This is a genomic window from Citrifermentans bremense, assembly GCF_014218275.1.
Taxonomy (GTDB): Bacteria; Desulfobacterota; Desulfuromonadia; order Geobacterales; family Geobacteraceae; genus Geomonas; species Geomonas pelophila.
On the sequence record NZ_AP023213.1, the window covers coordinates 522,164 to 546,385 of the forward strand.

Below are 24,222 nucleotides of genomic sequence, written 5' to 3' on the forward strand. Positions count from 1 at the left end.
GATTGAGGCAAGGAAGGTAAATTTTTTCTAACAGCTTGAGCCCGGTTGTGTTAACTTGGCAATCTCTTTATGTGGCTGGCCATTCAATTTTAAGGGACACTATGAAACCGTATTATCGACTTTTCCTTTTCTGCTTTTTATTCATGTTCAGCTTAGGGTGCTCAACGTCGAGCCATTTCACGAAGCTACCTGCTCCAAATGAATTTAGTAAGTCTTTGGAACAGCTCAAACAAGAGTACCCAGATCTCGAAAAATACGAGTCTATGCCCTTTTTCAGCACGATTTTTGACATGCCTGAAGCACAACCCTTGAAAGATGCATGGGGTGATCCACACCGTACAGGCTTCAGTGCCTGGATGATCTTCCCAACCTCATGGCCCTCTCCATATAGCTACTGGTATTGGGATTTCGAAGGAAAGACAGTGTCAGCATTGATAAGCAGACCGTTTGTCTTTAGTTTTGAGCCTCATGTTTACAATGTTAAATTGGAGGAAAACAAGAGGAAATAACGAACTTCTCAATGCCTTTTGAATACACTGACTTGTGGTGGATAACTCATAAAACGACGCTTTTAACGCCGGAGTTTGAAGGCGTACGATGAGGGCTGGAAGACCCAGCACTGAATGAGCCGAATATAATGGCTGCTGCGTTGCCTGCACCTGCCCCTATGTTATCCTTTCAGAGGTTATTTCTGACGGACGCTGAGCGAGCCTGAAAGTTAAAGGGTGGTTGCTGGTTCTGGAACAGAGGTGCCGCCATGGTAAAAGTCGGCAAGGTGCAGGTAGCACTGGTACTGTCCGTGGCTATTGCTATAGTCGGAATAGCGTCGTTGCTGCCGACTCAAGCCAATCTGGCCCACCAGACCAGCGCCAGCGGCATTCTGATTGCGGAGGAGTGCCTTGCCTGCCACTCCGGTGCCGCGTCGAGAAAACCCGTCTCGATCTGCCTCACCGACCACTGCCTCTATACCAACGAGCACTCGGTCCTGCGCCCCTATCCCCCTTACGGCAAGGATTTCGATTTCGCTTCCGTGGCCGAGATAACCGAGGCGGGGTGGTACTGCAGGACGGAAAAATCACCTGCCTTTCCTGTCACGATCTGACAAAGCCGCCACACCTGATAAAGAAAGGCGACCAGTTGTGTTACCTCTGCCATAAGTCCTTGAGGGCAGGGTGGTGACGGGACGAACCAGTTTGACTTTGAATTGCGGAGGTGATAAGAAAATCACCTTGCTCCAGCAGCTCCTTTCCCCTTAGTCCAGCGCCGCCTCCGGGATACCGACTGATGCTCCGTAGCCTGCTTTCCTACATTGGTGCACTCCGATTCAAAAAAGTGATGTACGCGGGCGCCCTGGCCGCTTTGGCAGGGTTGATCGCCCTCGTCCTCCTGGTGGTCTTCCTGCCGGCCCTTCTTTCCACCTCCCAAGTCCAATCCCTGCTGAGGCTTCAGCTCTCCAAGTCATTGAACAAGCCGGTTTCCTGGTTCAATCTCACCGTGTCGTGGTCGCGAGGTTTGGCCCTTTCCGGGCTCACCGTCGGCGACGGACCTCCGCCTCTTATGAACGCGACCCTGGCGGAACTGCGCGTAAAGCCGGGGCTGGAGTGGGATGACTCCGGGCGCTACACGGTCTCGCTCGACGTGAAGCTCAAAAAGCTGGAGGCGAGCCTGGCTCCGGGGCCGAAAAAACCGCCCCCCGTAAAGCCGGCCAAGGATCCCCTGACGCAGGTGGCCGAGGCGGTGCAGAAGTTCCAGGGTATGGAGTGGCCGCTTCCGGTGGATGTGCGTCTCGCAGTCGACGCCGCTCCCATGACGGTGACCTATCTCGATCCGGCTTCCGGAAAGCAGACGGTGCTGCGCGACGTCGCCTTCGCCCTTGCCGTTCCTTCTCTATCTAGGCAACCAATCGACACCTCGTTCACGGGAACCGTGGCGCTGCCGGGCGCGAAGCCCCAGTTGGTGAATTTCAAGGCTAGGCTCTCGGACCTGGTGACGGCGAACAATCGGATCAAGCCTGCCGCGTCGCTCCTGTTGGCGCAGGCGGGCCTCCCGGGGCTCACCCTCGACGCCGGCGGCGGAGTGAACCGCCCCGGCGGCCTCACGGCCAAGGTGCGGGTGAACCTGCCGGAACTGGCGCCGCTCGCGGCAAGCTTGGCGCACCGGGAACTCCCGGCGCTGGAGGGGACGCTGGCGCTCGACCTGGGAGCGGAGCTGGACAAAAACGCCGACCTCCGGGTCCTCTTCGACTTGGCCGGTGATCGGCTCTCAATCGGGAAGATCCCGGGTAAGAAGGGGACTGCGGGGCCGCTCGATCTGAAGCTGCACCAGAAGCTGGTGAGTGACCACAAGCGGCAGCGTGTGACTTTCAGTGACGGCACCCTGGCAAGCCCCGGTCTTTTGTCGGCGGCCTGGAGCGCCGTGGTCGACCGCCCGACGGAGCGCTCCCGTTCTGTGGCCGCGGAGTTGGGCCCGCTGCGGCTGGACCTGGCAGCGGCAAAGCGTCTGGCTGCACCCTTTTTGCCGGCGAATCTTCCCGTGCAGGAGATAACCGGGACGGCGTCGGTCGTAAAGCTCGCGGCGCGGCTGCAGGGACCGGACAACGACGGCGAGTTGACCCTGGAAAAGGCGGGGGTCGATCTGCCGCAACTGCGCCTGCGCCTGGCTAACGGGTCGCTACAGGGGGAGGGGCTCTCGCTCGTCCTGCAGCGTGCGGCGGTCCCGCTGAAGAAGCTTGCCCCGCTCTCCTTAGCCGCCGACCTGCGCTTAGGCGTTAACAAAGCGGAGTTGTCCGGCAAGAAGAAGGTGCTGCTCCAAGGGGGGAAAGGCGCGCTGGCGCTGTCTCTAACCGATCTGGATCTGAAGCGGAAGCGCGCGGTAGCAAAGGTCGGCCAGTCGCTGGAGCTCGCGCAGGTTCAGGTCGGCCAGGAGCTCGCCGTCGAGGAGCTGCGCGAGGAGCTTCAGCTCCAGGGGCGGGCGCTCGCGGGGGGAGAGCTGGAGGCGACGCTTCCCGGGCTCAAGCTCTCCGCATCGAAGCTGCGCGCGAACCAGGGGGGGAAGCAGGTGCTGCTGACCCCGCTCTCGGCGACGCTTGCGGCGGAAGGGGTGCACCTCCCGAAGAAGGGGGAGGGTAGCCCCACGGTGAAGCGTGCGCATCTCACCGCCACCGCGGCAGACGCGCTTTACATTGAGGCCCAGGCGGGTCTCTCTGGCCTGTTCAAGCAGGTGGCGGCCACGACGGGAAAAGCGCGGGTCGATCTGAAAAAACTGATGCCGGTGGCGGCAGCTTTTCTTCCCGCGGGGTTCGACGGAAAAGGGGTGGCGGCGGCGACGTGGGATCTGGAGGCGCCTCTGCCGGTCGCGACGCTCGCCAAGGAGAAGAACCCGCTCCGGATGGCGCGCGGCGCCTGCGCCCTCCTGGACCGGGGGAGCATCGCGCTGCAGCTGAACAGCCTGGATCTGCGCGTTCCCACTGCTAAAGCGACCTACACGGTTGAAAATCTCAGCACCACCACCCCGGCCATGTTCTCGCTTCCCGCGTCCGGAAAACCGGTCGCCATTGACGGCGCCTTCAGCTTCGCCGGCATCACCGGCCTTGCCGGCGCAGCAGGACAGCTCCCGCTTAAGTCCGGCGCGCTCACAGTTCAGGGGGAGCTTTCGCAGTGGAAGGACCTTCGCCTGACCGAGGAACTGCGGGTAGCTTCGCTGGGGCTGTCACAAGTGGCGGAGCTGACGGTGGGCGGGATCGACCGTCTGCTGGACGACTCGGCAAAGCTCGATACCCCGACCCTTTTGAAGCGCCTGGACGCCACCATGTTCGCCCACCTGGAGGGGAACTTCCCGCGCGAGGCGAAGCAGGCGGTCGCCGGGCTCAAACTCTCCGGCAACGTCGCCGCCGGCGCACGGCTGGATCTCACCGCCGCACGGGAACTGAGGATGCGCGGCTACACCAAGTGCCGCGACTTCGGCGTCGCCGACGGCAAGGGGATGTCGGCGCAGGGGATCCGGGCCGACCTGGTCTTCGACCGCAGCTACGCACTGGCCCAGGGGAAAGGGGACCAGTGGGTTCCCCTCTCGGCGCTCCTGGTGCGTCCCCCACCGGTGGCGCCGCCTGCAGCCGCAAACTCGGACCTTGCCGCGAGGATCTACCAGGATCTGCGCGGGGAGGCGAGCGGCCCCAGAAAGATCGGCATCAAGAGCGCCTCGTTCAATTCCGGCGCCATCCCCTTGAGCGCCACTGCGCTGGAAGCCGACCTGCTGCTGGAGCCGGACACGCTGGGGCTCAGCTTCTTCCAGGCCGAGGTGGGAGGTGGGACCGTGCGGGCGCGTGGTGTGATCGACCTCTCCCGCGAGGTCCCGGTCCTTTCTACCTACTGTTATTTCTCGCGCCTCGATCCGGCGCTTCTATTCCCCGCTACGGGGGCAGCCCGTCCCGGCGAGGAGCTGACCGGCGAGCTTTCCCTCTCCGCGCCGCTTGCCGCCGAGCAGCGGGCGCTCCTGGAGGGGGTGAAGCTGAACCTGAACCTGCGGCACTTCAGCTCGCGCATTCTGGACCGGGCGCTTTACGCCATGGACCCGTACCAAAGAAACGAAAAGATAGTGGCGCAGAGGAAATCGCTGCAACTGGCCGACCTGAAGGGGCTCAGGGTGAGCGCCGTGGACGGTGCGCTCGACTGCGAGGGTGAACTGCTGGTCAAGGGGGTGGGGGTGGACATCCCCAAGCTGGAGCGGCTGCGCCTCTCCGAGCTCCCCATCCGCAAGGAGCTGGAGCGCCTGACCGCAGGCATCACCTCTTCGAGGGCGCTTTTGGAGCTGGCCCGGGCCGACACGCTGGTGGTTGGGGCGGACGGCGCGCTGTCGCTGAAAAGGAGGAGCAATGGGAAATAGAAACCGTTCAACGTTCGACGTTCGACCTTCCAGAGTCAGAGCCGGGGCAGGCCTCCTGCCGCTTGCGCTGGGGCTGGCGCTCCTTCTTGGGGGCTGCACGCTGGCAAAGGTGGACGTGAACGTGGTGAGCGAGAGGACCTCCCTGGAAAACCAGGTGCTCGGGACATACAACGCGCTCTCGGAGGACGTGCTCCTGGTTGCCTCTGTCCGGGGCGTGTCGCCGACAGGCAAGGTGGACGCGCCCCAGAAACACACGCCGGAACACCAGGAAGCGGCGCAGGCGCTGGAGGCAATTGCCTTCCACGCCGACGACGTGGAGACCTTCAAGCGGCTGGGGTGGGTCGGGGAGAACCTGGAGGGGAACCTCACCCCCTTCGAACGTGCCCTTCCGGAAAAGGCACCCGCAGACCTCAAGGCCTTTGCCGCGCGCTTCAGCGAGGGTGAATTCAAGCAGGTGGTAGACGAGGTGAACCGCTCCCGCGAGATCCTGATGCTCAGGGTGGTGCGCACCAACGAGAACTTTACGGCGAAGGATCTCCCCGCCATCAGGAAGGTCTTTGCCCGCATCAATCGGCAAAACAGCGCCCCCGGCACTAAGGTCCAGGGGGACGACGGCCGCTGGGTGAACCAATGAGAGGCTTCCCCGCATGGATAGCGCTACTTCTGGCCCTGTCGCCATGTCTCGCCGAAATCAGCGCCGGTGCCGCGCCGCTTGGCGAGGAGCTGCTGGCCCCGGCGGCTCCCCGCCCCGCCCCCAGGTCGCGGCCCGAGTCGGCTCCCCGCCCCGCCGTCTACACCCCCCGCTCGGTGCTTTACGCGGCTGAGTCCCGGGACGGAAGGCTGGTGGCCACGGTGGAGAAGGGTGACGCGGGTTACGAGCTTTGGCTGCATGCGCCTGAGAACCACGAGGCGCTCCCGCTCCTTTTGCATCAAAGCCCGGTGCGGATCTCCGCTCCCGCCTTCAACGCCGACCGAACGCTTCTGGCCTATGCCGACGAGCGGGACGACCTTAAAGGCGACATCTGGCTCATCGACCTTGCCCGCCTGAACGCCGAGCCGCGCCGGTTGACAGGCAACGACGCCGGAGAGGACGCCCCCGCTTTCTTGCCCGACGGCTCGGCCCTTTTGTACCAGCGCCAGCTCCCGGGCGTGGAGCGGCGCGAGATCGTCAGGCTGGAGCTTTCCGCAAGGAACGCCAAAGCGCTTCCCATAGGCATCGACGCGGCGTTCGCGGCCCCCTCCCAGGACGGGGAAAAGCTCGCCTTCGTCTCGCGCGAAAAGGACGCCGGCGGGGACCTCTGGCTCTACGACCGCGGTTCTCTCACCCAGCTCACCTCCGGGCCTGATCGGGACCTCTACCCCACCTGGCAGGATTCCGACACCATCCTCTTCACCCGCTTCGCCCCTCCCGCAGGGGACTCCGCGACCGGGCCGGAAGGGGGCGCCATCTTCCGGCTGAAGCTCTCCCGCAAGGGGAGCGACGGGCTTCCCGCCTCCTTCCCCCTCACCTCCGGCCTCCTCTCCACCGCCGCTCCACTGGCCGCGCCGGACCGGGTGCTCTTCGTCGCGGGGGAGATGGGGGGCGGACAGGTGCTGTCGCTTCCGCTTTCCGGCGAGCTCCCCGACCAGAAGGATCTGGCCGGGCAGTGGCAGTTGGCGCGCTTAATCCTGGAGCGGCAGCCCGCCGACCCGGCTATGGCGCGCCTGGCTTGTCTGCGGGTGCTGGCCCGCGAGAAGGAGCCTGCCCGTGAGGGGGCGCTCGCCTCGCTGGCTCTAGCCGGGATCCTGGAAGAGGGGGGCGACCTCCCCGGCGCCGAGTCCCGCTACGCCGAGGCCGCCAGGCGCTACGCCTTATTCCAGGCGGAGTCGGCCCTGGCCGAGATCGCCCGCATCAGGCTGGAAGCGGTGCGCCGCTGCGGCGAGGTGGTGGTTTCCGGGCGCCGCAAGGAGGTGATCGCGCAGGCGAGGCAAGAGATGGTGCAGGCGGCACAGGGGAAGGGAGCCGACGTAGCAGCCCGGGCTTTCGTGGACGGGGCGCGCCTTCTGGCGGAATTCGGTTCGGGTGCCGAGGACCAGTTGGCCGCCATAGCGCTCCTGGAGCAGGCAGCGGGCGGGACCGGGACTGACGAGGCGACCCGCGCCGAGGCCGCCTACCGCCGTGCAGCACTTCTCTCCCGCATCGAGGGGGGGGAAGGGGCCGTGGCTGCGCTCACCGAAGTGGCGCGCAGATACGACGGCCAGGAGCGCTGGGCCGAGGCGGCTATAGCGGAGATCCTGCGGCAGTTGACGGCGCAGCCGGGGGACCCCAGGGAGCGCCTGGCCGCGCTCGCCGAAAAGTACCGCACGGAGCTGCCGCGCCTCTCCATGGGGGCCTGGAACCGGATCGGCGACCTGGCCTACCGCGGCGACGACTGGGTCAGGGCCAAGGACGCCTACCGGACCGTGCTGGAGAAATATCCCCCCGTGGCGACCCCGACGGCAGCGGCACGCTTCGCGCTGGCCGAGATCCTCTACCGGGAGGAGCGCTTCGGGGAGGCTACGGCGCTCTACGAGAAGGAGATGTCCCAGCACCCCGAGGATGCCCCCCTCTACCAGTTGGCCCGCGCCGCTTTCATCAGGAAGAGCCTCGCCGCCGGCGAGAGCCTGTACCGGCAGGGAGAGGTCTCAGCCGCTCGGGCGGCGTTCCTGGACCTGATCCGCTACGAGGGGCGGAGCCTCGAGGCGCACCGCGGCTACATCAAGTCGGTGGCGGCGCAGAACCAGGCCCCCGAACTCCTCGCCCTCTACCAGCGGATGCTGCAGCAATACCCCGACGACCCGGTCCTTCTCTACGCGGCCGGACTCTGCCGGACCTACCTTCCGGGGAAGGAGGCCCTGCTCGAGGGTGACCGGCTCATTGCCCGGGCCGCCGAGAGGCTTCCCGGTTCCGAGTATCCGCCGCAGACCCGCGGCTACATCGCCGAGGTGCTGGAGACGGTGCACGGTGAGCGCGGCGGGCTGGAGCGGGCGCTCAACTTCTACCGGCGGGCGAAGCTTTTGAACCGCCCCCAGGAGAACCCTGACAACGCGGCCAACCTCGACCTGAACATCGGCAACATCGCATACCTCCTCGGCCGCAATTCGCTCGCCTGGAGCCACTACAGCGCGCGCCTCGCCTCCGCGATCCCCTTCGACAACCCGGACACGGAGCTGTTGTTCCAGCAGCGCTATGCGGCGGTCGCCTTCCAGGTGCACGAGAAGGAGGGGGCCATCGCCGGGTACCAGAGGGCGCTCAAGCTGAACGAGTCGCGACTGGACACGGCCCGCCCGCTGGAGCAGTTCGGCCGCCTGACCCGCCGCGCCGTCGAGCGCTTCTTCTCGGGCACGAAGCTTTCCCCGGCCCAGGAAGAGGGGTTGCGCGAGCAGCAGGCGATCAACGCCGAACTGGAGCTTCTGGGCGCGGACCGTGTGGAGCCTCCCCCGTCCGCGGCCTGGCAGCGCTTCGACGCGGCCCTTAGGCGCCTGGTCTCGCGGGAGCAAAAGCTCGTCGCCGCCTCCGGCCGTGAACCTGCCCAGGCAAAGCATGTGACGGAGCTGCAGGGGATGCTGGCCGGGGTAGAGCGCGAACTCGACGCGGTGCCGCGGCTGGTGGAAACGGAAGCCGAGCTGCACGACCGGCTGGGGCTCGCCGCTCTCGACGCGGACCGCTTCGCCCTGGCGCTGGAGCATTTCGACCGTGCCTTCCAGCTGAACCGGGATCTGGGGCGCACCGGAAACCTGGTGGCGAACCGCCGCTCCGCGAGCATCGCCGCCTACCGCCAGGCGGATGATGCCACCGGCGCCGACCGGCGCAGGCTGCTCACAGCCGCGCGCGACGGCTTCCGCGAGGTGCTGGCGCTGATCGACCAGTACCCGCCGCGGCAGAAGACAGCCCCCGGCAAGGGAGGGGGGCTCTTCAAGGTCCAGGCCAACGTCGCCCTCGACAAGGGGGGAGCCACCGAGGCCGCCTTCGGCTTCAGCGCCGAGCAGGAGAGGCGTCTGGCCGAGAGCTACCTGGCCCGCATCTCAGCGGACCTCGGGGACACCGCCGCCTCGGCGCAGCTCTTCGCGAAGCTCTTGCAGCGCTACCCGAAAAAGGTGGAGGACCTTTCCGAGGGGGATCTCTTCGGCGTCGGGCTTCTCACCCACCGAAGCGCCCAGTTGGCCTTCGCCCGCGGGGAGAGGGAGACCGCGGCCGCGGGCTTCAGGGACGCCACGGCCATCGCGGTCCGGGGGGGTAACGCCGTCGGCGCCATGCTGAACCTGGTGAACTACGGGATGTTGATCCCGGAAAAGGACGCCACCGGCGAGGTGGGTCGCTTCCTGGAGCTGGAGGCGCGGACCTCTGCTCTTGCGAATTCCTACCGGGAGGCGCTTCCTTCCGATACCCTTGCCCGCTACGGCAACGACGTCGGCGCCATCCTCTCCAGACTGGCCGGATACCTCTCCGCGGACGGCCGCCGCGACGCGCTTTTGTACCGCGCCGTCGCCAGGTGGGACCGGGTGCTCGCGCTCCCGGCCGGAGACAAGGATGCTGCCGATTTGCGCCGCTCGAAGCTCGCGGCCTCGCTCAACCGCGCGCAAACGCTCGCTCTACTGGGGCTTGCCGACGCGGCCCAGGCAGGCTTCGCTGCGACCCTCGCCGAAGCGCAGAAGGAGGGAAGCGACTCCTTCGCCTGGCGCTCGTTGGCGGCGCTCTCGCGCTACGACGAGGCGTCGGCGCTTTTGGAGCGCATCTCTCCTGCCGGCTACGACCTAAAACGCGGCGAGTTGACGCAGCGTTTCGCCCCCCGCCTGGAGGCTCTGGCAGCAAAAGACCCGGAGCAGTCCTTCGCGCTCTTGGAGCGCCTGGGCGAATTGGAGCGGGTGCAGATACTGGGGCGGACCCTCCTGGGGCTCTCCGACCCGGTTACCGCCGGCATCCTCAAAAGCGCCGCGCCGCGCCTGGCCGAACTGGACCGGGTGAACGCGGAAATCGCGAAGCCTGCCGCACAGGGGGATCTTTCCTACCTGCAGCTGCGCCGCCAGCAGGAGCAGACGGTCATCGACTCGCTGCTGGGCAAGGACCTGGAGCAGCTTCCTTCCTTCTACCAACTCGCCGGTCCCGGTGCCCTTCGTCTCGCAGCGTCCGCACTGGCCCTTCCCGGCGACGGAGGGAAGGAGCGGGCGCGCTTCGACGCTCTTGTCTCGGATTACAGGAAAGCCTGCGCGGCGGGGAAGGGGGAGCGCTTCTGCTCCTTCCTGACGCCTCAGCCGGTAGAGGCGATCGACGTTCTGGAGCGCCTACCCAATCGGACAGTGCTGCGCCTGGCGCGGCTTTCCGGCGAGCGCTTCCTCCTCTTTACGCTGGGTGGCAAAGCGGGGATCACGGCGGAGACGCTGGATAAAAGCGCTCTCGCGGCCCGGCTTGCGGACCCGGCGGCGGTCGCGGTGCACGAGGAGCCGGGAAGCTTCGCCTCCGCCCCGGTCCTCACCTGGGGAGTGACGGCGACCCAGCTTTTACGCTCCGTTGAAGGGCGCCGGCCGCTGCGCTCCCGCGTGCTGGACGAGGCCAAATGGTGGCCCTCTCAGGAGCCGTTCGTGATACTCACCGGGCAATCGCTTCCGGACGCTCACACCGTGGCGCTTGCCGGGGGAGCGGGGCTTCTTGCCGCCGTACCCAACCGGCCGGGAGAGGGGGGGCGGGCGACCGCCGCCTTCGAGGACTCAGCCGGGGCGCGGCATGATCTGCTGGAGCTGGCGCAGGGAGAGTCGGTGTCGCTCCTGGTGGCGCCCAAGGGTGGGGTGGACCGGGCCTGGGAATTGGGTCAGCTCGCCTCGCTTGTGGGGGTGCCGAGCCTCCTCATCTCAGAAAACGGGGCAGGGGACGCGCAGGCTTTCGCCCGCGCCTACGCCTCGGAGTCGCTCGCCTCGGCCAGGCGGAAGCTTCCCGCCGGGTGGATCCTGGTGGGGGATTTCGGCGGGGATGCCGCCGAGAACGCCAAGCTCGCCAAAAAGCAGTTCGCCGAGATGGTGAAAAAAGGGATCAAGGCGCACAACGAGGGGAGCTACCCGCAGGCGTTGGCACTCTTCGACAATGCGCTCATCATCGCGGCTTCGACTCCCGAGCTCGCCAAGAACACGGCCCCCCTGCACCGGCACGCACGGGAGAGCGCTTTCGGGGCGGGACTTACCGGGCGCGCCGTGGAGCACGCGGGTCTTTTGGTGCAGCGGCTCGCCAAGGAGAAGCCGTACACCGCCGAGCACGCCGACGCGCTTTTGCGGCTGGGCCTTTTGCAGGGGCGCCAGGAGCGCTTCGGTGAGGCGGCGGCCGCGCTCAAGGAGGGGGTGGAAATACTGGCGGAGCTGGGGCTCGTGAAGGAGCAGGCCGCCGCACTCTCCGACTTCGGTGCGGTGATGGAAAACGCGGTCGACTACCCCGCGGCGCGCTCCCTCTTCGAGGAGGCCGCCGGGCTGCGCCTGCAGTTGAAGGACGAGCTGTCGCTGGCCGACCAGTACCGGAACTTAGGAAGGATCTACGATCTGCGCCTGAACCAGTTTGCCGTTGCCGAGAGCTACTACAAAAAGGCCCAGGAGCTCTACGCAAAGAACGGCAGCGGCGCCCTCGAGGCGGAGGCTATCCTCGACCGCGGGCGCTGCCAGAGGCTTTTGGGGAATTTTCCCGCCGCCGATCTCCTCTACCGCGAAGCCCTCGCCAAAAGCGGCAACGATCTCAAGACCCGGATGCGGATCGTCCTGGAGCAGGGGAACAACGCCTGGTTCCAGGGGCGCTACCAGGAGGCGTTCGATCTGCGCGAACAGGTGGAAAAGGCGGCGGAGAAGGAGCATTGGCCCCTGGAAGAGGTCATGGCCAAGAACACCGGGGGGCTCATCTGGTGGACCCTGGGTGACAATAAGCGGGCGCTCCTGGAGTTGAGGGCGGCGCTGGAGAAGGCCGGGAAGCTGGAGGTCCGGCGGGACGAGAAGGCGACCACGCTCAACAACATCGGCCTCGTGCAGCGCGAGTCGGGGGACTACCAGGGGGCGCTGGAGACTCTCAGCAAGGCGCTCGAGATTGACCGCTCGCTGGGATCGCGCTGGGCCATCGCCTACGATCTGAGAAACCTCGGCCAGACCCGCCTGAAGATGGGCGACCCCGCGGGCGCCTTGAAGCTCCTGACCGAATCGGCGCAGCTGGCCGACGCCATCGGCGACAAGGTGAACCAGGCGAAGATCCACCTGGCGCTTGGCGACGCCCGGGCCAAGAGCGGACTTCCCGCGCAGGCCGAGGCAAGCTACCGCAAAGCACTGGAGCTTGCCGACGCCATGCTGGTCCGCGAGGTGCGCTGGCGCGCGCTCCTTGGCCTGGCCAGGTTGCAGCAACAGAGAGGCGACAGTATGGCGGCGGTCGCGTCCTACCGGCAGGCGCTCGACACGGTGGAGGGGCTGCGCGCCGAGATCCGGCTGGACCAGCTGAAGGACGGCTTCCTCGCCGACAAGATGGACGTTTACTCCGGCCTCGTCGGGCTCCTGGTCGACCTTAAGCGGGACGACGAGGCGTTTGCGGTGGCGGAGCGCTCTCGCGCCAGGAACCTGATCGACATCCTGGGGAGGCAGCGGCTCTCCCTCTCCGGAAGCGGCGACCAGGAGCTCTACGACCGCCAGAACCGGCTGAAGGAGCAGATCCTGGAGCAAGAGCAGCTCTCGGTGCAGGCGCAGAAAGAGGCCGAGCGCGCCATGTACGCCGAGGCTTTGCAGCGGCTGAAGGCCGATTACCAGGATCTCTTGCTCGACATCGAGAGAAAGCGGCCGGAGCTCCTTTCCCTGGTTCAGGTGTCCCCGATGGGGGTGGAAGAAGTGCAGTCCCTCCTGGAGCCGGGGGTGACGCTTCTTTCCTACTACCAGCTGTCGGACCGGCTTCTTTGCTGGCGCCTCTCCAAGGAGGGGTCGAAGCTCTTCGTGCTCCCGGTCGCGGCGCGGGACTTGGCGGATAAGATCTCCAACTACCGGCGCATGCTGCAGAACCTGGAGCCCCTGGAGCAGAGTTCGCGTGAGCTGTACCAGCTCCTTTTGGCCGAGCCTTTGGCCGGTGTGAAGGAGTTGCAGCCGGTGGGGATCGTGCCGCACGGAAGCCTCCACTACCTCTCCTTCGCGACGCTCTACGACGGCAGGAACTACCTTATCGACCGGCAGACCCTGTTCCATCTCCCCGCCGCGTCGGTGCTGCGCCACACCCTGTCGCGCCGCCAGGCTGAAAAGAACCTCCGCATCCTGGCCGTCGGGAACCCCGACCTGGGAAGCGCCGCGCTCGACCTCCCCTTCGCCGAGAAGGAGGCGGGGACGCTGCGCTGGAACTACAGCGACGTCACCACGCTCACCCGCGAGCGGGCGACGGAGAGCTGGGTGAGGGAGAACATCGCCCGCTTCGGGATCATCCACCTTGCCTCGCACGGGGAATTCGACCCGGTGAACCCGCTCTTCTCCTCGATCAGGCTCGCCAGGGACGCAAAGGCCGACGGCAGGCTGCAGGCGGAGGAGGTGTTCGGGCTGGACGTGAAGGCGGATCTGGTGGTGCTTTCCGCCTGCCAGACCGGGCTTGGGGACGTGACAAGCGGTGATGACGTGATCGGGATGAACCGTGCCTTCCTCTTCGCCGGAACCCACGCGCTCATGTCGAGCCTTTGGCGGGTGAGCGACGTCTCCAGCGCCGTGCTTATGAAGCAGTTCTACCGCGATTACAGCCGCAGCTCGAAGGCGGAGGCGCTGCGCCTCGCCATGCTGCACGTGAGAAACCGTTATCCCCATCCGGGGTACTGGGGGGCTTTTGTGCTAACCGGGGATTACCAGTAGAATCTCGCAGTCACATCAGCGAAAAAGTTCCCCTTCCCGCCTTCGCCGACCGAAGCGCTACGGCGCGCGGGCCCGTTAAGGGAGGGGGAGAACTCGAAACTGCACTTAGACCGATCCGCCGTACAAGGCACGCGGCGGATGAAGAACAAAGGAGGAGACCAATGAAAAAGACGACAGTGGCGCTCTTGCTCCTGGCACTGGCCGCGGCGCCGGCGCTTGGCGCGGAGAAGCGCTGGGTGGTGAGCGAGGGGACGGAGCTCAAGGCCGAGCAGTCGGTGAGCGCGGCGAAGGTGGCCGAGCTGCCGGTGGGTGCGGAGCTCACCCTGGTGGAGGGGGCGGGGCGCTGGCTCAAGGTGCAAAGCGCCGACGGGAAAGAGGGATGGGTCTACGCCGGGCGCGTCTCCGACACCCAACCGGTCGCCGAGGTGGGAGGGGGCGAAGGGCTCTTCGGCGATTCGCTGCAGAAAAGCCAGATAAACACGGCCAAGGCCGACAGCGCCCGCAGCATCCGCGGCCTCTCTCCCGAGGTGGCCCAGTACGCGAAGCAACGGGGGACCCCGGAGGCTCTCAAGAAGGAATTGGACAAGATCCTTTCCCGCAAGGTGAGCGACAAGGAAGTGAGGACCTTCCTCAAGGAAGGCAAAATCGGCGAGTACGCCCAATAAAAGGAGGATGCGATGAGAACTTCAACCATGTCGCTGTTTTTTGCGCTCGCCTGCCTCTGCTCCGTCGAGGCGCACGCCGGTTGGCAGGACAAGCTGCAAAACCTGATGAACCCCGAGTCGCGGGAGGGAAAGATCCTCTCCGGCGCGACCCAGGTCGTCTCGAGCTCCCAGGAGATGAGCTACTCGACCGAGCGGACAGTAGGGGAGAGCCTGGCGCTTGAGAGCATGCAGCGCTTCGGCAAGCCGGTGCCGAACGAGGCGCTGCAAAAGTACGTGAACCTGGTGGGGAACGCGGTGGCAAGGAACAGCCGGCGCTCCACCATCCCTTACCAGTTCGTGGTGCTGGACAGCCCGGTCCGCAACGCCTTCGCCGCCCCCGGCGGGATGATCTTCGTGAGCCGCGGCCTTTTGGACGTGGTCGACAACGAGGCCGAACTCGCGGCGGTTCTGGCGCACGAGGTAGGTCACGTGGCTGAAAAGCACGCACTGAAGAGCATCCGGCGCGCCCAGTTCCTGCAGGGGGTCGGGACCATCTCCGCCGCCACCATGAAGGGGGGGGACGGCAAGAAGTTCGAATCCATGATCGGCGACCTGCAGTCGACGCTCTTCGACAAGGGGCTGGACCAGGGGATGGAATACGAGGCGGACCTGGCCGCTTTGGAGACCGCCTACCGCACCGGGTACGACCCTGCCGCGATGGTCAGCGTGCTCCAGAAGCTGAAGAAACTTGAGGCAAGCGATTCAGGGAAGGGGTCCTGGTTCTCCACGCACCCCCCCCTGGACGAGCGCATTGCACGCCTTTCTTCCCGCCTGGAGAAGTACCCGGACCATGCCTCTTTGGCAAAAGTCCCGGCCCGATTCGCGAAATATGTCAAAGTCGCCAAGAAGGGAAAGTAATAGACTGAAGAGTTTGGCGTTAGCCTGCCTTAATTGTGCGACTCATATAGTAGAGCAGGAAAAGGGCGAAGACAAATTCGCCCTTTTCTTTTTTCCCCTTCTTCCAGGGATATTATCGGCCATTCCGGTTGTTCATTTCAACAAAGGTATTGTACTTTTTAAGCAACAAGGCATAATGTCGGTTACATAGCGAAGTCAGGCTGAAACAGAGGGAGCTCTCTCTTGGCAGGCTCATACCCGGTCAGGTAGCTTCAATGTAACCGAGCCGGAGGAGAAGGTTCATGCAAAGAGCTGCGATCATCCTGATTTTGTCATTGCTGGTCCTCGGTTGCCAGTCAAAGACCAATCCCGAGACTTTGCGGCCTATTCCCGTGCGGCTTGCCTACACCGAGCAGCCCAATTGCGCGCTGGTGCACCTGGCGGTGGCCAAGGGATATTTCCAGGAGGAGGGCGTGCTGTTGCAGCCGGTGGTAGTCGGCTTCGGGAAACAGGCGATTGCCTCCGTTATAGAGGGTAAGGCCGACCTCGCGACGGCGGCCGAGACCCCATTCGTCTTTGCCGCGCTCGAAGGGCAACCGGTCTCCCTGGTCGCCGGCATCTTCTCCTCCGGGAAGAGCAACGGCGTCGTCGCCAAGGGGATCGACATCCCGGAAGAGTTGCGCGGCAAGCGCATAGCGTACACCCCGGGCACCACTTCCGAAGTGTTTCTGGACTCTTTCCTGATGGCGTCCCGGATCGCGCGAAAGGAGGTGACCCTGGTAGCCTTGGCCCCGCAGCAGATACCTGCTGCACTGAGCTCAGGCGAGGTGGACGCGGCCTGCACCTGGAATCCCATCCTGAAGCAGGCAGCAACAGGAGTTGGCGCCGCCGCGAGCGTCTTTTTCGATCCCTACCTCTTTACCTTGACCTACGTGCTGGCTGGAAGCCGCAGCTACATCGACGCCAACCAGGATCTTGTGCGGCGCGTGCTGCGCGCCCTCTTGAAGGCGGAGGCTTATGCTTCCCTGCATCCCGAAGAGTCCCGGACTCTGGTGGCCGCAGCCCTGAAGCTGACCCCCGAGCTCCTGAGGGAGTTCTGGAACGAAAGCAGGCTGAAGGTTTCCCTTGACCACTCGCTGCTTCTGTCGCTTGAGGAGGAGAGCCGGTGGGCGCTCAGGCGCAAGCTGGTCCCGCAGGGGCCCATGCCCAACTACCTGGATTACATCGACGTCAGGCCGCTGCAGGAGGTGAAGCCTCAAGCGATCAACATCAAAAAGGTGAGCCAGTGACCTTTGCCGAGCGGATGAAAATCAGCTCCATCATGTTCTTCGCGCTCCTCGTGTTCGGGGTGGCTCTTCTGTTCTGGTCTTCGGAGGAGTTGAACTCGGCCCGGCAAAACGACGTGCTCTCGGACGACATCCAGACCGTTGTCTTCGAGCGGGCCACGCTGCGCGACGAATATTTTCTCTACGGACTGGAGCGCGCCAGGGTGCAGTGGTTCGACCTGAATCGCGATGCGGACGGCTTGATCCGGCGGGGAGGCGAGCGCTTCCACACGCAGAAAGAGCGTCAGGTTCTGGAAAAGGTGCGGGTCGACTTCAGTGAATCGGTACTGGTTTCGCAGAGGCTGGTCGAACTGTTGCGGGGAAAGTGGGGCCCGGAACTGGATAACGCCCACCACGACGAACTAGCCAGCCGGCTCTACAGTCAGATCATGCTCAAGGATTCCGCCCTGCAGCAATCCGCTTCCCAGCTGCAGCAGCTGACCCGGCAGCGTTACGACAGGGCGAACTTTCGGTCCATCTTGCTCACTTTCGCTTTCGTCCTCCTCGTGGTCGCAGCCGGGAGGGCCAACGCCTTTTTCATCAACTCCCTTTTGCGCCGCAGGCTGCAGCTTTTGAACGAAGGGGTGGCGAGGATTGCATCGGGGGACTTCAGCCACAGGATGGAGTGCCGGGGAAGCGACGAGCTGGCAGTTTTCAGCCAGGTCTTCAACAGCGTCCTCGACAAGGTCCAGGACTACACCGGCCAGCTGAAAAAAAGCCACGACCTGTTGAACGACCTCTCCAGCCAGGTTCCCGGCATCCTGTTTCAGGCCCAAATCACCCCCGCCGGCGTCTTCAGCACCCCCTACGTGAGCCGCGGGGTGGACGACCTGTGCCATGGAAACGCTGCGGCGCCTGCCCAGGCGCTGGACCAGCTCTTCGAGCGGTTCCAGCCCGAGAAGTACCAGACGATCGTCGGGACCTTTCTCAACTCGGCCGACACGCTGCAGCCCTGGGAGCACGAGTTCAGGATCACCTTGCCGGACGGGAGGATCCGGTGGCTGCGCGGCCAGGCGCGCCCCATGAGGCTTCCCGACGGGGGGACCCTCTGGCACGGCTTCATCTCCGACATCACGGAGAGCAAGGGGGTAGAGGAGGCGCTCGCCCGAAGCGAGAGCCGCTACCGGATGAAGCTGCAGGAGTTGACCAACATCTACACCCACACCCCGGTCGGCCTCTTCGCAGTGGATCGGGAGATGCGCTACCTGCGCCTCAACGAGCGGATGGCCAGCTACAACTGCAGGCCTATGGACGAGCATATCGGCAAAACCATCGACGAGGTGCACCCCCCGGAGTTCGTCGCCGCCCTGAAGGAGATGTGGCGCCCGGTCCTTGAGAAGAGTGAGTCCCTCTTTGACCTGGAGGTCCAGGGGCAGGAGGAGTGGCCCAGCGGCCTGCGCCACTGGCTGATGAGCTTCCAGCCCCTCATAGCCGACACCGGGGCGGTCATCGGCCTCACCGGCTCGGTGATGGACATAACGGAGCGCAAGGTAGCCGAACAGGTGCTGCTGGGAGCGAGACAGCACCTGGAGCGGGAGGTGCAGCTCAGAACGGCGAAGCTCTCCCTCACCAACGAGCACCTGATGCAGGAGATCGAGGTGCGCAAGAAGGTGGAGGTGGAACTGCTGGCCCAGCAGCAAAAGCTGCAGGACATGGCCCACGACATTTCCATGGCCGAGGAGCGGGAGCGCGACCGGATCGCCAGCGAACTGCACGACCAGGTGGGACAGCGCCTGATCCTCGCCAAGATCAAGCTCGACTCCCTGGCGAGCAAGCTCCCCCTGGGGGAGTGCGAGGCGGAGGCGATAGGGGTGGAGACGCTGATCGAGCAGACCCTCCAGGACATACGCTCGCTCACCTTTCAGCTACGTCCTCCTCTTTTGGCCACCGCCGGCCTTGAAGCCGCCCTGCGCTGGCTGGGGGAGGAACTGCAAGCAGACTTCGGGCTGGAGGTTGCGTTCAGCGACGACGGCAAGGACAAGCCGCTCCGTTACGAGGTCCGCTCCACCGTGTTCCAGGCGGTGCGCGAGTTGCTGCTGAACGTCGCCAAGCACGCCGGCACCAAGAAATGCCGGGTACGCTTCAGCAGGGTCGGGGAGCGCATCGCGATCGAGGTGGAGGACGACGGTGTAGGATTCAGGCAGGGCGCGAGCGACGGCGCCACTGCCAGAAGCGGCGGGTTCGGGCTCTCGAACGTCCGCCAGAAAATAGGTCATCTGGGTGGGGTGTTCAGCATCGAATCCAGGCCGCAGGGAGGCACCAGGGCTGCCATCGAGGTTCCCGTGGAGATAGAGAACGGATAGGAGGCGGGATATGAGCATGAAGGTATTGATCGTGGACGACCACGCCATAGTGAGGCAGGGGCTGCGTGTGCTGATCGACAAGGAACAGGATATGGAGGTGACGGCGGAGGCGGCGACCGGCGTCGAGGCGATCCAGATGGCCCGCGAGAACCGTCCCGACGTCATCGTCATGGACATCACCATGCCTGACCTAAACGGCATCGACGCAACGCGCGCCATCGTCTCCGAGTGGCCGCAGGCGCGGGTGCTGGCGCTCTCCATGGAATCGGACCGCCGCTTCGTAGTCGAGGTGCTGAAGGCCGGCGCGAACGGCTACGTTCTCAAGGACTCGGCCTTCGCCGAGCTGGCCACCGCGATCCGTGTCGTGGCCGCTGGCGAAACCTATCTCCCCTCCCGGGTAACCACGCTTTTGATCAAGGAGTACCTGCAGCGGATCCCGGACGAGGTGCCGGCCACCTACGAGAACCTCTCGCAGCGGGAAAGGGAGATCCTGCAACTGATCGCCGACGGCAAAAACGCGAAGGAGATAGCCTTCAGCTTCGGGGTCAGCGTGAAGACCGTGGAGAACCAGCGCCACAGCATCATGAAAAAGCTCGACCTGTTCAGCATCGCAGAACTGACCAAGTACGCAGTACGCCAGGGACTCACCTCGCTCAATTGACCTGCCAGGGGGTGCCCAGCGCACCCCCTTCCTGCCGATTCCCGGCATCGTCGCCTCCACATGCTTCCCCGCCTCCCTGAGCCGTCCCCCATCCCTCTTGACACCAAACCCGCCCCATATAAACTAGACGAGTTGCAAAATTAGCGTTAATTAATCAAAATCCCGGAGCACTTTCAGGATTTTGCCGCCCGTTTTCCCCGCGCAGCACCCGCTGCAGTCTCGATCACCAGCAGAGCGGCCGCAGTCATCAGCAACAGATGCATCATCCGGCACGAAGGTTAATCGGTCAGGAGGTATAAACCATGAAACCGAGCACGAAAGACCAGACAAAAGGCAAGCTGCACGAGATGAAAGGACAGGTGAAGGAACAAGCCGGAAATGTCACCCGCAACGTCTCCATGGAGCAGCAGGGGAGGACGGAGAAGGTGACCGGCAAGGTGCAAAAGGATGCCGGAAAGGCGGAGAAAAAACTGCAGAAGTAGGCGCCTGACGCGGTCCCGCCATCGAGGCCCGGCGTTCCGCGCGATCTGAAGCGGCTTCTATTCAAGGCGCCGGTGGTGGTTGCGGTCGCTCTGCTGGTGATCGAAACGGTTGGGCCATCCCGGATGAACCAGGTGCTCGAGGAGACGGGGGGGACTAAGAACAACAAGGAGGTGTATCCGACATGCCCCTGGTACAGGTCTTACTGGTTCTCATCGTGGTTGGTGTCCTGCTCTGGCTGGTCAACACCTACGTCCCCATGGCAGGTTCCATCAAGTCGATACTTAACGCGGTCGTAGTGATAGTAGTCGTGATCTGGCTTTTGAACGTATTCGGGCTTATGGAGAACATCACCCGGCTAAGGGTAGGAAAGTGAGCTAACAACAACCGGAAGCGGCCGGCAGCAACAAGGACCGTTTCTCAAAGGAGGACGACATGCTCTGGACCATCGTGGTGATACTGCTGATCCTGTGGCTTCTCGGGCTGGTAACCAGCTATACCTTGGGCGGGTTCATTCATCTGCTGCTGGTACTTGCCATCATCGTGGTTATAATCAACCTTATTCAGGGAAGACGGCCTCTGTAGCCTGATGCATCGGTCGTGACCGCTGTCCAGGGGCCTGGGTTGACAGAAAAAGAAAAGGGGGAGTTGCCAGTGAGAGTAACAGCCGCAGTAATAACGATCCTTGCCCTTGCCGTAGTGCCTTGTATTGCCGCGGATGGCGGCGCCGCTGCCACGGTGCGGCAGGTGCCTCCCGGACAGCAAATGAACCAAGTGATGATGCCTACGCCTTCCCATCTCCTGATGAGGGCGTACCACAGAAACGTCGCCAACTTCGCCGAGACCCTCTACCAGGCTGCGGAGCAGGGACCTTCCGTGCCGGCCCCCCTGGCCCGCACCGCGGTCGCCGAGATGAGGCGCAGCGTCGAAGAGATGGAAAAGCAAAGGGCGACGGCGCTTGCCGAAATGCAGCTGCCGCCGCAGCGGCAGAAGATGATGGACGAGCACCTGGTGCAGGTGAAGACGCATCTGCGGCAGCTGGAGGAGCTGGTGCAGAAGGAGCAGATCGATTCGGGGCAGGTGAAAAAAGAACTGCAGTCGATCTTCATGCAGTGCGGGGGGGCGGGGTGTGGTAGCGGTCCAGGCCCCCGGGGAGGGCAGGGCCAAGGCGCCTACGGCGGGATGCGGGGGTGCGACTGCCGGGCTGGAAACCCCGACCACGCCATGATGATGGACGACATGATGAAGAAGGTAAAGCGCCAGGACGCGGAGCTGGCCCAGCTGGTGCAGCGGATGCGGCAGGCTTCGGGCCAGGCGAAGCTGGACCTTGTGGCGGAGACCGTGGCGACGATGGTGCAGCAGCGGGCCGAGCTGACCGAGGACATGGAGAAGATGCACGACATGATGCAGTGGCAGCACCCCGGCACGGAACAGATGATGAACGACGAAGAGGACCAGGACCAGGGTCAGGACGAGGAGTACGATCTAGAGGATGAGGAGGAGGTCACAACCGACTGACCGGGAAGGGGTGAACCTCAGGAAAAAAGGGGCTGGCAAGGCCGCGAAACGCGGCCTGCCAACCCCTTTTCCTATGCAGACCGGCCAACTTCCCCGTTGCGCCTAAAGCATCTTCAGCTGCATCCTCCCTCGGGGGTTGTGCAGGAAGTTCGCCCTTTGCTTCAAAAGCGAGGTCATCTTCGCCACCGGCAGCGGGCGGCTGAAGTAGTACCCTTGCGCTTCCTCGCTCCCCTCGGCCTGTAGCCAGGCGAGCTGGGAAGCGTTTTCCACCCCCTCGGCGATCACCCTGAGCTGCATGCTGCGCCCGATGCTGATCACGGCGCGCACCACTGCGGCGTTGTCGGCGTCGCGGGCGATGTTGTGGATGAAGGACTGATCTATCTTCAGCTTGTCGACGGGGAGTTTCTTCAGGTAGCTAAGGCTCGAGTAGCCGGTGCCGAAATCGTCGATGGAGAGCTGCAGCCCGAGCGCCTTCATGGCGGCCATGCTTCCCAGGACCCGCTGGGGGTCGCTCATGATGGTCGCCTCGGTGAGTTCCAGTTCCAGGCATTCCGGGGCGATCCCTGTTTGCAGCAGCGAGTCCTCAATGGTCTCCTCGAAATCGGGGTGCTGGAAGAAGCTGGCCGACAGGTTCACCGCAGCCGAAACCGACTGGATCCCCTGCTGCTGCCACTGCTGGATCTGACGGCAGACGGTCGGGATGATCCACTTGCTGATCTGGGTGAGGATCCCGGATTCCTCGGCGATGCCGATGAAGCTCACCGGGAGCATCAGCCCGCGAACCGGGTGCTGCCACCTGATCAGGGCCTCCATGCCGCTGAACCTGCCGGTCGCCAGGTCGACCTTGGGCTGGTAGTAGAGTACGAACTCGTTGCGGTCGAGAGCCCGGCGCAGCTCCCCCTCCAGCATGAACCGCTGGTGCGCCATCTCGTTCAGCTTGTGGGTGAAGAACTGGAAATTGTTCCCCCCCGACTTCTTGGCGTGGTACATGGCGATGTCGGCGTGCTTCAAAAGGGTCAGGTAATCCCGGCCGTCCTCGGGATAGATGCTGATGCCGATGCTCGGGGTGACCATGACGCTGCTGCCCATGACCTGGAACCCGGTGCCGATGATCTTCTCCGCGACCACTGTGGTCTCCGCCACGCCGCAGTCCCAAAGCATCACCACGAATTCGTCCCCGCCAAGCCTCGAGACTACGTCGCAGGAGCGGGTGCAGTCGTTGAGCTTTTTTGCCACCGACTGCAAGAGCCGGTCCCCGACGTCGTGTCCCATGGAGTCGTTGATCTGCTTGAAGTCGTCGATGTCCAGAAAGAGCAGGGCCACGTTGCGCGCGCTCTTTTGTGCCGCGCAGATCACCTGCTCCATACGCTCGTAGAGGGTGCTGCGGTTGGGGAGCTTGGTGAGCGGGTCGTGGTGGGCGAGGAAGAAGATGTTCTCTTCCGCCCGTTTTATGTCGGTGATGTCGAGGATGAAGCCGTCCAGCCGCGTGATGCTGAGGCGATCCCCTCTTTGCTGCCTCTGCACGGAGCAGTTGTTGAGTATCCAGCGCACCGAGCCGTCCTTGTGGAGGATGCGGTGCCGGATCGGCTCCTGGTCCACCCCGGCGAAGATGCTGTTGAGAAACTCGACCACCAGGTTGCGGTCCTCCACGTGGATCATGCTGAACCAGAGCAGGGGGTCCCGGTAGTACTCTTCGGGGGCGTACCCGGTGATGTCGAAGCATTTCGGGCTGTGGTAGATCGAGGTGATCTCCCCCTCTTCGAAGCGGACGCTGTAGACGTACTCGTTGATGTTGCTGACTATGGTCCGGCACTGCTCTTCGCTGCTCAAAAGCGCCTCCTCGGCGCTCTTGCGGATGGTGATGTCGCGTATGTTGAACTGCACCACCTTGCTCTGGTCTATGTAGCTGTTGCTGACCACTTCCACGGGGATGTCCCGCCCCCACAGGGTGCCCAGTTGCAGGTCGTCGCCGTGAAAGGATTCCCTTTGCTGCATCGCCTTGAAATCGGCGGCACTCGGTACGATACGGGCGAAGAAGTCGAGTTCCCAGACCGTCTTGCCCAAAAGCTCATCCCGCCCGCACCCCAGCATCCCGACCAGGAAAGGGTTGACTTCGGTGATGGCCCCGCTCTCCGCCTCGACGATCATGATGCCGTCCTTGGCGGTCTCGAAGAGGCTGCGGTAGCGGGCCTCGGAGCGCTGCAGCGCCTGCTCCGACCGCTTGCGCTTGGAGATATCGAGCACCGACAGCCGGTACTCGTTGCCCTCTTTGCAGCAAAGCACATCGATGCGCACCGAGAGCTGGTCGGAACTATTGGAGATTAGGGTGAGTTCGCAAGCGGTTTTTGCGCGGCTGGTGCGGGCGTCATCCAGCAAGGCGGAAAACTCCGCCCGGGAGGGCTCCGCCACTACCTGTTCGAAGGGAATCCCGAGCAATTCCGGACGGAGCCTGCCGATGAGGCCTGCCCCGGTGCTGTTGACGCTCCGAATCTTGCCGTCGGCGTCGAGGGTGAAATGTCCTAAGGGGGAAAATTCGTAGAGGTCGGCGTAGACCTTCAGTTCCCTGACGAGTTCTTCCCGGGACAGGGAGAGGTTGTCGCTGTCAAAGGCTTTGCGTTGTCTGGAATGGTTCGCCGCATTTTTCCTATCTGCATCGCTCATGACTC

General features: G+C 64.1%; 14 protein-coding genes. 13 read left to right on the plus strand and 1 reads right to left on the minus strand.

Going from position 1 to position 24,222, the window contains the following annotated elements:
* Positions 1–757 precede the first annotated feature (757 nt).
* From GEOBRER4_RS02230 to GEOBRER4_RS02290, 13 genes are all read left to right on the plus strand, one after another.
* Positions 758–1,102, plus strand: a complete 345-nt coding sequence (locus tag GEOBRER4_RS02230; protein WP_226377865.1) for a hypothetical protein — start codon at positions 758–760, stop codon at positions 1,100–1,102.
* A 182-nt stretch (positions 1,103–1,284) separates the two neighbouring features.
* Positions 1,285–4,881 (plus strand): translocation/assembly module TamB domain-containing protein, encoded by a 3,597-nt coding sequence (locus GEOBRER4_RS02235; protein WP_185244055.1) that lies wholly within the window; start codon positions 1,285–1,287, stop codon positions 4,879–4,881.
* Positions 4,871–5,515: a DUF1318 domain-containing protein gene (locus GEOBRER4_RS02240; protein ID WP_185244056.1), complete on the plus strand. Its 645-nt coding sequence runs from the start codon at positions 4,871–4,873 to the stop codon at positions 5,513–5,515. The genes GEOBRER4_RS02235 and GEOBRER4_RS02240 overlap by 11 nt, the downstream gene beginning before the upstream one ends.
* On the plus strand, positions 5,512–13,728 hold the full coding sequence (locus GEOBRER4_RS02245; protein ID WP_185244057.1) for a CHAT domain-containing protein: 8,217 nt from the start codon (positions 5,512–5,514) through the stop codon (positions 13,726–13,728). Before GEOBRER4_RS02240 ends, GEOBRER4_RS02245 begins: the two co-directional genes overlap by 4 nt.
* A gap of 161 nt (positions 13,729–13,889) precedes the next feature.
* The gene (locus tag GEOBRER4_RS02250; protein WP_085814055.1) at positions 13,890–14,393 is read left to right on the plus strand and encodes an SH3 domain-containing protein; all 504 of its coding nucleotides are present in this window, start codon (positions 13,890–13,892) and stop codon (positions 14,391–14,393) included.
* Between the two features lie 12 nt (positions 14,394–14,405).
* A complete protein-coding gene (locus tag GEOBRER4_RS02255) occupies positions 14,406–15,290 on the plus strand; it encodes a M48 family metallopeptidase (RefSeq protein WP_185244058.1) in 885 nt (294 codons plus the stop codon).
* Positions 15,291–15,571: 281 nt separating this feature from the next.
* Positions 15,572–16,558, plus strand: coding sequence for an ABC transporter substrate-binding protein (locus GEOBRER4_RS02260; protein ID WP_185244059.1), 987 nt, complete (start codon positions 15,572–15,574; stop codon positions 16,556–16,558).
* Positions 16,555–18,897, plus strand: a complete 2,343-nt coding sequence (locus GEOBRER4_RS02265) for a PAS domain-containing protein (RefSeq protein ID WP_185244060.1) — start codon at positions 16,555–16,557, stop codon at positions 18,895–18,897. Before GEOBRER4_RS02260 ends, GEOBRER4_RS02265 begins: the two co-directional genes overlap by 4 nt.
* 10 nt (positions 18,898–18,907) lie before the next feature.
* Positions 18,908–19,558: a response regulator transcription factor gene (locus tag GEOBRER4_RS02270; protein WP_085814051.1), complete on the plus strand. Its 651-nt coding sequence runs from the start codon at positions 18,908–18,910 to the stop codon at positions 19,556–19,558.
* A gap of 302 nt (positions 19,559–19,860) precedes the next feature.
* Positions 19,861–20,040, plus strand: coding sequence for a CsbD family protein (locus GEOBRER4_RS02275; protein ID WP_185244061.1), 180 nt, complete (start codon positions 19,861–19,863; stop codon positions 20,038–20,040).
* 182 nt (positions 20,041–20,222) lie between these two features.
* The gene (locus tag GEOBRER4_RS02280; RefSeq protein ID WP_085814049.1) at positions 20,223–20,414 is read left to right on the plus strand and encodes a Thivi_2564 family membrane protein; all 192 of its coding nucleotides are present in this window, start codon (positions 20,223–20,225) and stop codon (positions 20,412–20,414) included.
* A 59-nt stretch (positions 20,415–20,473) separates the two neighbouring features.
* Entirely contained in the window at positions 20,474–20,623 is a 150-nt protein-coding gene (locus tag GEOBRER4_RS02285; protein ID WP_012528890.1) for a lmo0937 family membrane protein, read from the plus strand.
* 69 nt (positions 20,624–20,692) lie between these two features.
* Positions 20,693–21,556, plus strand: coding sequence for a hypothetical protein (locus GEOBRER4_RS02290; RefSeq protein WP_185244062.1), 864 nt, complete (start codon positions 20,693–20,695; stop codon positions 21,554–21,556).
* Between the two features lie 102 nt (positions 21,557–21,658).
* Here GEOBRER4_RS02290 and GEOBRER4_RS02295 read toward each other — a convergent pair whose 3' ends face one another.
* The gene (locus GEOBRER4_RS02295) at positions 21,659–24,217 is read right to left on the minus strand and encodes a sensor domain-containing protein (protein WP_185244063.1); all 2,559 of its coding nucleotides are present in this window, start codon (positions 24,215–24,217) and stop codon (positions 21,659–21,661) included.
* Between the last annotated feature and the right edge of the window lie 5 nt (positions 24,218–24,222).